At 42.5% G+C, this 14,535-nt stretch carries 14 protein-coding genes; 5 read left to right on the forward strand and 9 right to left on the reverse strand.

Going from position 1 to position 14,535, the window contains the following annotated elements:
* Positions 1 to 20 precede the first annotated feature (20 nt).
* Positions 21 to 701, forward strand: a complete 681-nt coding sequence (locus JI667_RS00830; protein WP_206849111.1) for a queuosine precursor transporter — start codon at positions 21 to 23, stop codon at positions 699 to 701.
* 156 nt (positions 702 to 857) lie between these two features.
* Positions 858 to 1,244 (forward strand): reverse transcriptase-like protein, encoded by a 387-nt coding sequence (locus tag JI667_RS00835; RefSeq protein WP_206849112.1) that lies wholly within the window; start codon positions 858 to 860, stop codon positions 1,242 to 1,244.
* A 195-nt stretch (positions 1,245 to 1,439) separates the two neighbouring features.
* On the opposite strand, the gene JI667_RS00840 is transcribed toward JI667_RS00835, so the two are convergent.
* The 8 genes from JI667_RS00840 to JI667_RS00875 all read right to left on the reverse strand — a co-directional run bounded on the left by JI667_RS00840 (position 1,440) and on the right by JI667_RS00875 (position 10,262).
* Positions 1,440 to 1,706 carry a DUF6123 family protein gene (locus JI667_RS00840; protein WP_206849113.1) on the reverse strand — a complete coding sequence of 89 codons (267 nt, stop codon included), beginning with the start codon at positions 1,704 to 1,706 and terminating at the stop codon, positions 1,440 to 1,442.
* 34 nt (positions 1,707 to 1,740) lie between these two features.
* Entirely contained in the window at positions 1,741 to 2,229 is a 489-nt protein-coding gene (locus tag JI667_RS00845; RefSeq protein WP_206849114.1) for a divergent PAP2 family protein, read from the reverse strand.
* 303 nt (positions 2,230 to 2,532) lie between these two features.
* Positions 2,533 to 3,432 carry a 5'-3' exonuclease gene (locus JI667_RS00850; RefSeq protein ID WP_206849115.1) on the reverse strand — a complete coding sequence of 300 codons (900 nt, stop codon included), beginning with the start codon at positions 3,430 to 3,432 and terminating at the stop codon, positions 2,533 to 2,535.
* Between the two features lie 109 nt (positions 3,433 to 3,541).
* Entirely contained in the window at positions 3,542 to 4,366 is an 825-nt protein-coding gene (locus tag JI667_RS00855; RefSeq protein WP_206850470.1) for a sulfurtransferase, read from the reverse strand.
* A 204-nt stretch (positions 4,367 to 4,570) separates the two neighbouring features.
* Positions 4,571 to 8,188, reverse strand: coding sequence for a dynamin family protein (locus tag JI667_RS00860; RefSeq protein ID WP_206849124.1), 3,618 nt, complete (start codon positions 8,186 to 8,188; stop codon positions 4,571 to 4,573).
* Between the two features lie 186 nt (positions 8,189 to 8,374).
* Complete coding sequence (locus JI667_RS00865; protein WP_206849126.1) at positions 8,375 to 8,545, reverse strand: hypothetical protein; 171 nt, start codon at positions 8,543 to 8,545, stop codon at positions 8,375 to 8,377.
* 80 nt (positions 8,546 to 8,625) lie between these two features.
* Positions 8,626 to 9,189 (reverse strand): isoprenylcysteine carboxyl methyltransferase family protein, encoded by a 564-nt coding sequence (locus JI667_RS00870; RefSeq protein ID WP_206850471.1) that lies wholly within the window; start codon positions 9,187 to 9,189, stop codon positions 8,626 to 8,628.
* A gap of 2 nt (positions 9,190 to 9,191) precedes the next feature.
* Positions 9,192 to 10,262: a type III polyketide synthase gene (locus JI667_RS00875; protein ID WP_206849127.1), complete on the reverse strand. Its 1,071-nt coding sequence runs from the start codon at positions 10,260 to 10,262 to the stop codon at positions 9,192 to 9,194.
* Between the two features lie 189 nt (positions 10,263 to 10,451).
* On the opposite strand from JI667_RS00875, the gene JI667_RS00880 reads away from it, so the two are divergent.
* Positions 10,452 to 10,901, forward strand: coding sequence for a chemotaxis protein CheX (locus JI667_RS00880; protein WP_206849129.1), 450 nt, complete (start codon positions 10,452 to 10,454; stop codon positions 10,899 to 10,901).
* Between the two features lie 56 nt (positions 10,902 to 10,957).
* On the opposite strand, the gene JI667_RS00885 is transcribed toward JI667_RS00880, so the two are convergent.
* Positions 10,958 to 11,728 (reverse strand): SDR family NAD(P)-dependent oxidoreductase, encoded by a 771-nt coding sequence (locus JI667_RS00885; RefSeq protein ID WP_206849131.1) that lies wholly within the window; start codon positions 11,726 to 11,728, stop codon positions 10,958 to 10,960.
* A 586-nt stretch (positions 11,729 to 12,314) separates the two neighbouring features.
* Here JI667_RS00885 and JI667_RS00890 point away from each other — a divergent pair.
* Together JI667_RS00890 and JI667_RS00895 are read left to right on the forward strand one after the other, a co-directional pair.
* Entirely contained in the window at positions 12,315 to 12,791 is a 477-nt protein-coding gene (locus JI667_RS00890) for a cytochrome c oxidase subunit II (protein ID WP_206849132.1), read from the forward strand.
* Positions 12,792 to 14,438: a b(o/a)3-type cytochrome-c oxidase subunit 1 gene (locus JI667_RS00895; protein WP_206849134.1), complete on the forward strand. Its 1,647-nt coding sequence runs from the start codon at positions 12,792 to 12,794 to the stop codon at positions 14,436 to 14,438.
* The last annotated feature ends 97 nt before the right edge of the window (positions 14,439 to 14,535 follow it).

Below are 14,535 nucleotides of genomic sequence, written 5' to 3' on the forward strand. Positions count from 1 at the left end.
ACGATTAGGAGGACTTTTTTATGTTTAATATATGGTTTGGTTTTGTTTTTGTACTCATCACATTCTCATGTTTACTGATCATGTATAGAATGTTTGGACGAACCGGACTCTTTGTCTGGATTGGGATTTCCACCATTCTTGCAAATCTGCAGGTCGTAAAGACAATCGAAATCTTCGGGATGACCGCCACGTTAGGAAATGCGATGTATGGTACCGCGTTTTTAGTGACAGATATCCTGAATGAAAAGTACGGGAAGAAGGATGCTCAAAAAGCCGTATGGCTTGGATTCTTCACATTGATCGTTATGACTATTATTATGCAACTGGCACTCCAATTTCAACCACATCCTGATGACTTCGCACAGGAATCCCTGGCGACGATTTTTGGCATCATCCCACGAATTGCCCTTGGGAGCCTGGCTGCTTACCTGGTCAGTCAGTTAACAGATGTATATATCTTCACTTATCTAAAGGAGAAATTCCCGACAGACGCACAGTTTTGGATTCGAAACAATGGGAGTACGATGGTGAGTCAGCTATTGGATACACTTGTTTTTACCAGCATTGCTTTCCTGGGGGAATATCCAATGGATGTTTGGTTTGAAATATTTATTACAACCTATCTCCTCAAATGGATCATTTCCCTCATGGATACCCCATTTGGATACATCGCTAAACGATTTCCCAAAAATATCGACTAGCCGCAGGGAAACGTCCAGTTCCAATATACACTGGACGTTACATATGTTCTGTAATGCATACTGAGAGAGCATGATGAATATTCCTCTAAACAACATCCTGAATAGTATATATGCTACTATATGTTTATAAAATGAACTCGGATGAGGTGAAGAAAAGTGATAGAAGTGAATATTGATGGGGCAAGCGCAGGGAACCCGGGTCCAAGTGGGGCAGGAATATTTATTAAGAACAACGGGGTAGTAGAAAAACACTCCATTCCTTTAGGAGTGATGGATAATCACGAAGCCGAATTCCATGCTTGCAGGATTGCACTTGAAATGTGTTTGGAGAAGCAAGCAGATACTGTTTGGCTTCGAAGTGATTCTCAAGCTGTAGTTCAAGGGATTGAGAAAGAGTTTGTACGGAACAGTCAATATAAACCTTTGCTCCAAGAAATATTGAATCTCACAAGACAAATGAACCTTTTCTTTGTCAAATGGGTACCAAGTAAGGAAAATAAAGCAGCGGATGAATTGGCTCGCAAAGCCATCCATCTTAATTAAAGGGGAATTGTTTCCCTGATCGGGATAGCTCTTGTATGGTCTTTCAATTCGCCATTGAAATCCTTCCCCTTCCCTTAAAGTGAAACAGAAGAGCCTTTATAAGGCCCTTCTATTTCTTTAATCCATTCTAAAGACCACCGGAGGAGCTCTCCGGTGGTCTATTTTTGACGCAGATCAAATCTTTTGTTTCAATCCCTATGCCAAACCCTGCCTCTCCATCCATCTCAATGCTTCTTTTCTGGAAGAAATCTGTTGGGAGTGTAGTCTTTCCAGTATAGACATATAGAAACTGCTGTCAAATTGTTTTTGCGCTTTTAATGTGATTTCTATGGCACTGTTGACCAGTTCATCCGGGGCATCTGTATATTTCTTCCCGAAATAGATGAAGCCGATTGCGTCTTCATGGAATTTAAAGCCTTTGTTTTCCAAGTCTATGAGAAAATCTTCTGTTGTCTTTTTCACGTTTCCCCTCACCTTATCACCACTTTGTCTTACCTTATCTTACAGAAAATCTTTTCTTTTGCCTATCCTTTTTGGTAAACAAGAAGGCAATGAAGCCAAATAGGGATCCGAGTAATGCCCCGCCCACCACTTCCTGGGGCTGATGTCCGAGCATTTCCTTCAGTCTCTTCGGTTTTTTTTCTTCAAATTCCACTGTTTCCTTTTCATGCGCTTTCCGGACGAGCTCATCCAGGCTATTTACTTTAAGGGTCAACTCACCGGTTTGCCTGCGGATCCCCTGGGCATCGTACATGACAATCAGACCGAATATGAAAGAAAGAGCGAAGTCGACCGTTCTAACCCCTCTCTTCAACGCAATAAATGTCGTCAAAGATGACACTCCAGCGCTATGTGAACTCGGCATTCCCCCTGTCTGGAAAAACAGCTCAGGCTTCCATTCCTTCTTCTTCCAAAAGTGCAGCGGGATCTTTAATCCCTGGGCAATGGCTATACTGATCAATGCAGTTACAATTCCTTTATTCACCCTTACACCTCCCATAACTATAGTTTGTCCCAAATATCTCTCTGTACATAGGGATATTTGAATGTAACATTGACAAAATAATAAAGATCTCTAGAGAAGGGTTTTTAAGATGGCTAAGGGAACAATCAAAACAAAGGGAAGAAGGCTAAAAACGTAAACCCGCAAGGAATTTCCCAGGATGCTGAATTCGCGATGGAGCCGAAGAGCTCATTAGAAAATGCAACTAAAAGAAAAACTCAAAATAATTCATAACACAAAAAGTGTCAGGGATTATTTCGAAATCCCTGACACTTTTATAAATGGTCAGCTGGAAGCCACCATTACATTTGAACCTACCAAAAACCTTCTAAGAACCTTCAATTCAAGGTCGTCCACGAGTGAGAGCGTATCTTGTGATACGTTATTCCACCTGGCTTCCTCAACGGAAACAGATAGTGGGACCTCACAATGAATTTCGGCCAACTTTCTTGAAACATGCAGCATGTCCAGGTCTTCTTCAATTTTCTTCCGTTGAGAAGGGGTCAACTCGTTCAGATTGGCTAGAATTCCTGATATATCATTATACTGTTGTATTAGCTTCATTGCCGTTTTCTCTCCAATTCCTTTAACGCCTGGATACCCGTCACTTGTATCTCCCATCAATGCTTTGACATCGATGAATTGTTGCGGGGTAATCCCTTTTTCTTCTTCAAAAATGGCTTTCGTATACGTTTGATAATTCCCAAAACCTTTTTTCAGCAGCATGATATCAATGTTATCATCAAGAAGCTGAAGAAGATCCTGATCGCCACTTAATACAGAAACTTTTCGTTCGGACTGATGAAGCTTTGCAAGCGTCCCGATACAATCGTCTGCTTCATAGCCGACCAAGCCCACGTTGGAGAGATTGAACCCTTCAGCCACCTCTTTTGCAAGATCGAATTGAGGAATCAATTCAACCGGAGGTGCATTACGGTTCGATTTGTAATCATTGAATACTTCATTGCGGAAAGTCTGGCTCCCCATATCCCAGCAAACAATGATATGGGTGGGTTTCACATGGTCAGCGGCCATCAGTAAATGCTTCATGAATCCCTGCACACCATTGGTTGGCAGTCCTTTCGAGTTCATCATGAATTGGCCCGTTACGGCTGTAGCAAAAAAAGATCGAAATAATAATGCCATACCATCTATCAATAATAAGTGCTCGTTTTTATTTTCCAAATCATTCACTCCTTCTCACTTCGTTCCGTTCACTTTTTAAAGTATAACATACACGCATAAATAGCTAATTGGAAATGTGATGAACCTTTTCCAATTAGCTATTTTATGATTATTCTTTCTCCACCTTGTGATCTTCATAAGAAACCCAATCACTGTAGCTTCCCACATAAAGCTTCACATTGGTAAATCCGGCTTCCTTAAGAGTGATGAAATTAGGTGTGGCTGTTACACCCGATCCACAATACACGATAATAGGGTCTTCTTTCTTCAGCTCTTTGAAACGCTCATTTTGCTCGTTTCCACCAAGGAAATACCCTTCCTTTACCCCATCTGTCCAAGGATGGTTGACGGCACCAGGTATATGTCCTGGTATACGGTCAATCGGCTCTTCAAAACCACTGTAACGTTCCCTGCTCCGTGAGTCGATCAAAGGCGTGTTTCTTTCCCCATTAGCAATTTCCTTTACTTCTTCCAATGTAGCTATAATGTCTTCCTTGAAGTTGGGACGATAGCATTTTGAAGGGTACAGAGGCACAGTTGATTCCCTTTCCCCTTTCGCCTCTTTCCAAGCCGCAAATCCACCATTTAGAAGATAAACATTCTCGTGTCCGATATAATGGAATAACCACCAGCATCTCCCAGAGAAAGCCCCCTCCTTTTCATCGTAGATCACGATGGTTGTTTGATTGTCGATCCCCGCATCTTCGACTTTACGAAGGAAATTTTTCATATTCGGGATGGGATGGCGTCCCCCGTGTTTTTTCACATACCCTGATAAATCCTTTTCAAGGTCGAAAAAGACAGCACCCGGTATATGGCTATGATTGTAGCGCTCCCGCCCTTTTCCTGGACTTCCTAAAGTAAAACGACAATCTATGACTCGTACATCCCTGTCATGAATATGATCCCTAAGCCAATCCACTTCAACGAGCACACTCATGATCTTATCCCCCTCTTCTTCATCAATTTCAATACTTCCTCCTTCGGTTCCCAGCAGGAAAATTGATAGGTGGTTTTCGTTTCAAAGCCAAGTCTTGAGCAATAATAGGTGGTCCTACCATCCGACTTCATACCTCGAACGTGAATACAGGTGGCACAGCAGTGATAAGGATTCATAGAGATTGTCCCCCTCGCTTCTTTATGCTTTTTCGAGCTGTTCTAAATCCGATTTCAGCTGATTCAGGTCCTGAACGTTCTCAAGGGCCTCAAAATTGGACGTGATCTGTTCTATCACTTGACTACTCACTTCTTCTTTAAGTGCCTGGAACTCTCCATCGAGGTACGTTTTCCCCCATGTGTCTAGGCGTGACTGTTCCCGATCCAGATAATGGTCTGCAGGTTCTTGAAGTAATGATTCCAGTTTATCCTGAATCATCTTTTTACCGCCTTTTTCAAAGAAATGCTTCGGATTCTTAAAGGTTGAAAAGGCTTCTTCGTACGATTTTAGCTCCATTTGGCTAAAGGCACTCTCAAATTCGATGGAACTCTCATTTTTGTATTCCAGTGGAGATATGACAAGATCACCCTCTACCTGCTGGATCTTAGCCTCCAAGCTCTCCCATTGATCCTGGATCTGCTTTTGAATGAACTGCTGAATCCGAAGCGATGTAGCCCGCATTTCCTGTGCCAGATCAAAACCGATACTCGATAGAAATTCTTTCAACCCTTCTTGAATCGCCATTGATTGAGTCGGGAATTGCAGGAATAGTCCTGAATGGAAAGCTTCTTTATAAAAATCCGGCAACCTGAAAAATACTCTTTGTTTTACATAATAGACGAGCTCTTTCGATTCCTGCTGCATTTCAACTGTAAGGGGCTCAACAGATTGTGAGTCGATAATGCTGAGAACTTCTTTTTTTCTCTCCAAGAGCTCATCTTTCCTTGCTTGTTTAAAAGTCTTATCACTCGTAGCTGAATGATGATATTGTCTAAAACGCTGCAGCCCTCTATTCCATTCACCGAGAGCGGAATCTATGCTCATACTCACTAAATCATTCTGTATGAACGCATTAAATTCCTCCTTGAATTCAGTAATGCCGGACTTATGAACATCTGTCTCTTTAAGCGCCTGAAGGGACGATACTCCGAAAATCCTTGGAAAACGGATCCCATATTGCATCAGTTGCTCTTCCACATATTCTATGACATCATCTTTTTCTTCCTCATCACTGGCAAGATCGATGGCGTTGACGACAAAGAACATTTTATCCAATTCAAATGTGTCCTTCACCCGGCCCAGTTGGATAAGGAACTCCCTGTCCGCTCTGGCAAATGCATGATTATAATAGGTCACAAACAGGATCGCATCCGCATTCTTGATATATTCGAAGGCGACACCCGTATGTCGTGCATTGATAGAATCGGCTCCCGGTGTATCGACGAGGGTGATACCCTGTCTTGTTACGGCACAATCGTAATAGAGATCGATAGACTCCACAAAGCAAGCCTTCTCCTCGTCTGCTACATATCCTCTATATTCATCAAGGTCCACCTTTCGTGTCTTGCCGAGACTTTCCTTAAAGGTAGGGAACCCCTTGAGAAAGGCTAGAAGGAATGATAGGTGAACATTCTCTTTCCCGCTCCCTTCACTGGTTAACGCAGGAATCATTTCCACTGCTTCATCCAGGGATGATGCACTCTGATTAAAAAACGATAGGGAATGATTGATGTCAGAATACAATTGTTCATAGGTTTTGATCTGTACATCGGCCGTTTCGTGCTCATTATCCGCTGAAACCGGGTTAATTCGATTGATGGAAGCCGTCGTCGGATTAGGGCTCACCGGAAGTACTTTACGTCCTAAAAGGGCGTTGGCAAACGATGATTTCCCGGCACTGAATGCACCGAACAAAGCGATCGTAAAGGATTGATTCGAAAGCCGGTACCTCTTGCCTTCCAACAGATCTGCCATTTTCTTAAAGCCTTTGTACTTTCTGAAAACACCCGCCATCATGTCTAATCGGTCAATGACCTCTTCCATAGAGGTAGACGTTTCCAGCTCATTCACAGAGGCTCTTGTATTCATTTCCGGTTCACCTTTCACTTCCTGCTTCTGTTCCAGAACTTCATCTGAGGCAAGAAGATAATCTTCCTCCTGCTTTTTCCATTTACCGGTCCATTGTGAAACGACCGAATCAGCCCGTTTTTGTTCGATCTCCACATTCATTAACTTTCGAAGTTGTGCCATTTTCTCATCCTGAAGTATGTTCCATTGGTAAACGATACCGGTTTTCTCTTGCAGCTCCTTCAATTCACCTTCCATAAATGATTGTTCGTTGGTGGATGAGTCCTTGATTTCAACTAACAATGTTTCAATGAGCCCATCGGTGTCATTTCTTGCCTTCTTCTTTAATGCTTCAGAAAGATCTTCACAGTATTGTAGGACATAGTCACTTGTGACACCCGCCCCTTGTTTAACTAAATCTTCCAGGAAACGGTCATCTACTTCAAGACTCAATCGATCCCATTCCAGATGAAGATTAGATGAGGGTAGATATTCTTTAATCATGTTTTTACCAAGGGTTTTCAGATGCCATTCCAATTGGGATTCTATCCGGGTGTTGATGTCTTCTACAAATTTTTGGAGCCTTATGGCCTTTTCCTCTTCAGTCTTCTGTTTTGAGAATAGAAAACCGACTTTAAAGTCCGGTTGTCTGCTTTCCAAGTAGCCTTTCGCTAATTCCCTTGTTTCAAAAGGCATTAAGTACGCATTCTTGAGAACTTCCCTTCTCTCTTTCTCGAATTGATCTTTAATGGCTTTAATATCATTTTTGGCTAATGCTTCTATCAGCTTTTTCTCTTTTTGAAGGAGGTCATCTTTATTTCGCCATTCTTCATCTGTAAGAATATACTGGGCTTTATCCTCAATTTTGACGAGCTCTTCTTCATACCATTTCTCATGTTCAGACTTCAATTGTGAAATAGCCGATTTCGCCGAGTCTTCCATCAATTCAGTCTTTCTTTCAACTTGCTCTTCAATCAATTTCTCTAGTTTTTCAAGATCATTGTGGGGATGACCGGGCATTTTCAAGCTTGTAAAAAAGAGGGCATCCGGTATTACGCCCCACGTGGCAAAAGAGTTCTTTACACTTTCCTGAAAATCGGTGAATGCTAATTCTTCCTCCTGATGCTTATCGATTTGATTAACGATTAGATACAATTTAACACCATGACGAATCATTTCCTTGGTAAACTCAAAATTCACCTGTGATTGGACATGATTATAATCCATTACATAGAAAACGGCATCAGCCAGGTGGATGGCGGATTCCGTTGACAGCCTGTGGGCATCATCCGTACTATCGACACCCGGTGTATCCAAGACAGACACACCTTCAGGCATTTCACTTCTCTTTCGTCCAATTTCCACAGAGTATACATCTTCACCGTTTTTGCAAAAATCCTTAATGGCATCAAAATCATAAGGAGCCTCAAAATACAAAGGCCGGGATTGATGATAATGGATTTTCGCGAAATCGGTTGGTGAATGATGGACCTTCACTAAATTCGCGCTGGTCGGGATTGGACTGGAAGGAAGGATATCTTCTCCCATCAGCCGGTTAATCATGGTGGATTTACCTGAAGAAAAATGGCCGCAGAATGCCAGGATCAATTCGTGCTTGTTCAACTTCTCAGCCAATCGTTCCACCTTGGCTGCCCGCTCTTCATCCCCACTTTGAAGAAAGATATCGTGATAGGCTGCCAGTTCTTGTAACGCAATATGTAAATGGGTGCTCTTATGTTCAGTCTGACTCATAGTCCATTTCCTTTCTGCTTTAAAAAGAATGATAACGTTTTTATTCTATCGCATTTTAATCAAATTCTCTATGAAATCATGTCTGAAAGGGAGAGTGGCGGTTGATAACAGTATATGCGAAGGTTTTAAAAGTGGAAAAGACAAAAATAAAAGGCCCTCTTCCGTAAAGAAGAAGACCCGTTCTATTTATCGTGTCGTTTCTGTTGCAATCAGGTTTGAGTGAGCAAAAGCTTTAGAGTTTGTCTGGTATGAAGATATTTTCTTCCCCTGTACCGGATTCTTCATAACATTGGATAAAACATACTTCATCATGAAGCCATACGCTACTGCAGTAAATAATATCAAAAACCATACCATTTGAATCCCGCCTTCTTGAGAATAATTTTCATCTTCAATTAGAATCTTATCAAAATTGATAATCATTTTCAATAAGAAAATCATTTTTCTTTTTTGAACAGCGGAATCCAACCTTTTGTCCTGACGTGGGCATTTTCGTAATCCGTTTCTTCCTTCAAAGCGCGCTCCTCTACAGGTATTCGGATTGAAAGAATGAATTGATTCAATAGTGCAAAGATGAAGAGTGTCCAATAAGCGTTGAATAGGAGAGGCACAATCAGAAATTCCAATGTCACGATCAGGTAGTTTGGGTGTTTCAAATGTTTATATGGTCCTTTTGCCACAACTTCAGCTTTAGGGAGAACAATGATTTTGGTATTCCAATACTTCCCTAGAGAAGCAATCGCCCACACTCTCCCCATCTGAGTCAAAATAAAACCACCAAGTAAAAATGGCCAATATCGGTTGACTCCCGAATGAAATACCCCTCCTTCAATGAGCAGGGAAATGAAAAATGCGATGTGGATGGCCACCATCATACGATAATGGGACTGTCCGTATTCCTTCGCCCCCTGAGACTTCATCCATTTTTCATTCGATTTCGCAATATAAAGCTCTACAAATCGTTGAATCAATAATACGGTAAAAAAAAGGATAAAATACAGCATCATTCCCACCTCAACAATAACAGCTCTGAACTGAATCCCGGACCCAGAGCAGTGCCTAAGCCAATGTCACCGCGTTCACAGCCTTTATCCATAAATTCTTTCAGGACATAAAGAATCGTCACTGAGGACATATTCCCATACTCCTTAAGGACTTTCATGGATTCAATGGTCATACTTTCATCCATCCCTAATGCATCCCGGTAGGCTTCAATCACTTTCTTCCCACCTGGATGGGCGACAAAATGCTTTATATCTTCGAGCCCAACCTCATTAGCTCCAATGAACCCCTCTACGTTCGGACGCAGCCAATTTTTCACCAGTGTGGGAATATCCTTGGAGAAAACAACATACAGTCCATTCTCCTTGACCTCCCACCCCATGACATCCAGTGAATCCTCAAGAAGCGTCGACTGAGTAGCAAGGATTGTTGGCAATGGCTGTGACAATTCTTTTATTGCCAGGCTCTCGTCACCACACACAAGGGCGCACGCCACTCCGTCTGCAAAAAGAGACGTTCCGATCAAATTGCTCTTTGAACGATCACCGTGTTGAAAGGTCAGCGAGCACAGTTCGATAGATAGAACCAGAACATTTGACTTTGGAAAAGCCAGGCAATATTCGTACGCCCGTGACAAACCGCTTGCTCCACCAGCACACCCCAACCCCCAAATCGGTATTCGTTTTACATGAGGAGAAAAAGGGAGCCTGTTCATAATTCTTGCTTCGAGACTTGGTGTTGAAAGACCCGATGTCGATATGGTAATGATGGCATCTATGTCTTCCAATGTGAGATTTTGATTTGATAACATCTTCTTGACTACTTTAGTACCCATTTCAACGGAATGGTGGATAAATTCATCGTTTTTTTCTTGAAAGGAATGCTCCCTGGAAAACCATTCCAGATCCTTCACAAAATAGCGACTCTCTATTTCACCGTTTTGAAACACATTGATTAAGCGGCTAATATCCCTAAAACTAGAAGAAAATAATTGTTTCGCAAATTCTGCCGCTTCGTTCTGCGTAATTTTCACTGGGGGGATTTCAGTTTCTACTGAGAGTATCTTTGGCATAGATGTCCACTCCTTACACTTCCATATAAGGATAGCCTTTCCAAAATTCTTAAAAACATGTATGCAGAGTAACACTTAAAAAACCAATCTGTAAAATAGTTCTTTAGTATGAAATAAATGCTAAAATACCATCCTTTCATCCTGTTCGTTATGGTATGATGATAGTGACAAAATACTGGAGGAAACGACATGATTTTAGCGAAAAGTGTCACAGATATACTCAATAGTTCAGTAGAATCGATTAAAGGGGTCATTCCTTTGAACATTGACGTTCTTAAACCTTCCTTGTTAACAGAACCATTCAGCCAGCATAAGATCGGTGTGCTCATCGGGTTTACGGGGGATGTCAGAGGCCGAATGATCATTGATGGAGAAGTGGAGAGCTTTCAACGTTTAGGTGCTTCCATGTTCGGAATGCCTTTGGAGGGTGAAATGCTTGAATCATTCTCAGGTGAGTTAGGGAATATGATCGCAGGAAACCTGGCTACACTCCTGGCACAAACCGGACACTCATTGGATATTACCCCCCCTACCGTCATAGTCGGTCAATCAAAGATGTATGGATTTGATAAAGCTTTAAAGCTCCCCATTACGATTGAAAAAGCAGGAGACTTCCTGGTCGTATTGATGATTGAATAGAGGTCATCAGAAAAAGGCTGACCTTCATTTAAGGTCAGCCTTTTGTCTCGAAATCGTTAAAATCCATGAATCGTCATCCCGCCGTCCACAAAAAGGGTTTGGCCGGTAACATAGTTGGAGGCGTCGGTTGAGAGGAATACCGCAGGTCCAACCAGTTCTTCCAGTTCGCCAATCCTTTTTAATGGAGTGACACTCAGTATGTCCTGCACATACTCTTCGTTTTGAAGCAGTTCCTCGGTTAACGGTGTTTTGAAATACCACGGTCCGATGCTATTGACATTAATATTATATTTTCCCCATTCCATTGCCAATACCTTCGTCATTTGAATCATGGCTGCTTTCGTGGAGGCATAAACGACTCCGGTCCTGAGGGCTACATGGCCAGCAACGGATGCAATATTTATGATTTTTCCCCTATTCCTTTGTTTCATGTGTTTCCCGACTTCCTGGCTCATCATAAAAGCGGATTTTAGATTGGTATCCATGATCTTCTGCCATTCATCATCGGTAACCTCCAAGGCTGTCGAGCGGATATTCATACCGGCATTATTAATTAATATATCAATGGACATGTCTTTATCTTCTATGTAGGCTACAGCTTTTTGAATCTCTTCCCGTAATGTCACATCCGTCTGGATGATATAAGCCTTTCTCCCCAATTCCTCGATGATTTCAGCTGTTTCTTCTAAATCCCGCCTGGTTCTTGATAATAGAACCACATCAGCTCCTGCTTCTGCCAACCCAATACTGAGGGCTCGTCCGATTCCGCGGCCTGCACCTGTTACAACAGCCAATTTGTTTTTTAATGAGAATGAAGGTAAATACATTTCCCCACCACCTTATCTATTATTTGAATCTTCTTTATATTAACACAGACCCGGTCTTCCCCAAAGGTTTACCTCTCATTGGTGACCTTTTTTGCCTTGGTGATAATGAACCTGGATATGAATCTCCGCTTCGACAGGCAGTCGACATTGAGGACAAATCGTTTTATCGGAAAAGATTTGGCAGCATTGTTTACAATAATACTTTTGCACTTGATCGTCTCCTCCCCTCTCCATTCCTACACTTTATGCATGAAAGATTCATAAATGAACCCTATAAAATGCCCATTTATTCAATCACTTCACAATTTCTTCACAATCTCACTCCCATGTGTGACTTTTATCACAGATTAAAAGAGATGTCCCCACTTAAGATAGAAGTATCAAAGCAATCGTCCATTGACAGGAAGGAATGAGGGGAATGGGAAAACCGGAATTACGTCAAAAATCAGAGCTGAAACTGAAGCAATCCAATACTTTAAAGGGTACTTTTACCTCCGTTTTACTTTTAGGCGGTTTTTTAGTCCTTACATGGGTTGGGGTATTCATATTATTTCTGAGTCGTTTTTAATTTGAAGGAGTGATCTACATGCAAATGCATCGCTACGAGAAATGGTGGTTAACGTTAGGAACAGGGTCTCTTATTTTATTTTTAATCATATTGGGAATCAGTGCTTTTCATCAAGGACATCAGCCTCCAAGCGCGAAGGCATACGTCAACCCGGAGCAAGTGGACAAAATCGCTCCGTTCAATAATCCTGGATTAAAAAAGGTGGAAGGAAAAGCTTCGGAATATGAGTTGGTGTTTGTTGCATCGGCTTTTAACTATACTCCCGGGGAGATCGAGATCCCAAAAGGGTCTACACTGAAGATCACTGCCACAACCAAAGATGTCATCCATGGGTTTGAAGTGGCAGGAACGAATATCAATATGATGCTTGAACCGGGATTTGTAAGTGAATACACGACAACCCTTGATAAAGCAGGAGAGTACCTCATTGTCTGTAATGAATATTGCGGAGTAGGGCATCACACGATGAAATCTATGATAAAGGTGGTGGAGTAAATGAAACCATTTATGAGAATCGATAAAAGAGATGCAACACTCGCCATGGCTCATATCTATGTTGGATTCTTCGCCTTGGCACTTGGCGGGTTGGCAGGGTTATTACAGGTTTTAGTACGTTCAGGTCGTTTCACTTTACCCGCCGGAATCGGATATTATCAAGTATTGACGGTTCACGGGGTACTATTAGGATTAGTACTTACGACATTCTTTATCCTGGGATTCCAGCATGCGGCCATTTCACGGACGTCAGGTGCCTATTCCAAAAAATCCCGTATGATGGGGTGGGCAGGATTCTGGGTCATGCTCCTAGGTACGATCATGGCTTCCGTTATGATTCTATTAAATGAAGCCACGGTTCTTTATACATTCTATGCTCCTTTGCAGGCACATTGGATTTTCTACTTGGGATTGACATTCGTGGTTGCAGGAAGCTGGTTTGGCGGAGCTGGGATGATCATGAAATACGTGAGCTGGAGAAAGGAACATCCTGGAGAACCGAGCCCATTGTTAACTTTCATGGCCATCGTCAATACAGTCTTATGGATCGTTGCAACCATAGGGGTGGCAGGAACGGTTTTATTCCAACTCCTCCCATGGTCCCTGGGCTTGGTGGACAGAGTCGACGTTCTGGTCAGTCGCACGTTGTTCTGGTATTTCGGTCACCCGCTCGTCTATTTCTGGCTGCTTCCGGCTTATATGGCATGGTATGTGATCATTCCCAAAATCATCGGTGGAAAAATCTTTTCCGATTCGTTGGCAAGACTATCATTTATCTTGTTCCTTCTCTTCTCTATTCCAGTAGGTTTCCACCATCAATTAGTGGAACCGGGTATTGATGCAGGCTGGAAATATCTGCAGGTGATCTTGACGTTTATGGTCGTGATTCCATCCCTCATGACGGCCTTCTCTTTATTTGCGACTTTTGAAATATATGGGCGCTCTAAAGGGGCTAGAGGTCTGTTCGGGTGGTTCAAAAAACTGCCCTGGGGGGATGCACGATTTACTGTGCCATTTATAGGTATGGTTGCTTTCATTCCTGCAGGAGCTGGAGGCTTAATCAATGCCTCCAACCAGATGAATCAAGTTGTTCATAATACAATATGGGTGACAGGACATTTCCACTTAACACTTGCCACGTCTGTTGTTTTAACGTTCTTTGGTATCTCTTACTGGCTGGTGCCTCATTTAACAGGACGTGTCTTGACCAAAGCGATGAACAAACTGGCCATCGTCCAAGCCATCGTCTGGGCGGCAGGAATGAGTATCATGTCAGGTGCCATGCATGCGGTTGGTTTACTGGGTGCCCCAAGAAGGTCTTCTTACTCTACCTATGGTGATGCACCGCAGGCATTGGATTGGATCCCCTACCAAATCGCACAGGCTGTTGGCGGTACTATCCTTTTCATGGGGATTATTCTGGTTCTATACATCTTTATCAACCTTGCATTCTTCGCACCAAAAGGAGAGGAAGAATTTCCTGTCGGGGAACAAGCAGAAGCAGCCGATAGAACCCCAATGGCCCTTGAGAACTGGAAAATATGGTTAACCATATTAGCAGCCCTCATTCTCGTTGCCTACTCTGTGCCATTCATCGACATGATCCAAAATGCCCCACCCGCATCTAAAGGATACCGCATGTGGTAAGAAAAGCGGAGGCGGCTTGGGTAGGCACGACAAGCATAAGATAAGTGGACCGGAAAGGCGCTCTTTGCCTTTTTGGTCCACTTATCTTATGACCTCG

It is taken from the genome of Bacillus sp. NTK074B, assembly GCF_017303375.1.
Taxonomy (GTDB): domain Bacteria; phylum Bacillota; class Bacilli; order Bacillales; family Bacillaceae_B; genus Rossellomorea.

What these genes read in the sequence shown, in the direction of transcription:
- JI667_RS00830 (WP_206849111.1), top strand. Translation starts at nt 21, where the DNA reads ATGTTTAATATATGGTTTGGTTTTGTTTTTGTACTCATCACATTCTCA.
- JI667_RS00860 (WP_206849124.1), bottom strand. Translation starts at nt 8,188, where the DNA reads ATGAGTCAGACTGAACATAAGAGCACCCATTTACATATTGCGTTACAA.
- JI667_RS00865 (WP_206849126.1), bottom strand. Translation starts at nt 8,545, where the DNA reads ATGGTATGGTTTTTGATATTATTTACTGCAGTAGCGTATGGCTTCATG.
- JI667_RS00875 (WP_206849127.1), bottom strand. Translation starts at nt 10,262, where the DNA reads ATGCCAAAGATACTCTCAGTAGAAACTGAAATCCCCCCAGTGAAAATT.
- JI667_RS00880 (WP_206849129.1), top strand. Translation starts at nt 10,452, where the DNA reads ATGATTTTAGCGAAAAGTGTCACAGATATACTCAATAGTTCAGTAGAA.
- JI667_RS00885 (WP_206849131.1), bottom strand. Translation starts at nt 11,728, where the DNA reads ATGTATTTACCTTCATTCTCATTAAAAAACAAATTGGCTGTTGTAACA.
- JI667_RS00890 (WP_206849132.1), top strand. Translation starts at nt 12,315, where the DNA reads ATGCAAATGCATCGCTACGAGAAATGGTGGTTAACGTTAGGAACAGGG.
- JI667_RS00895 (WP_206849134.1), top strand. Translation starts at nt 12,792, where the DNA reads ATGAAACCATTTATGAGAATCGATAAAAGAGATGCAACACTCGCCATG.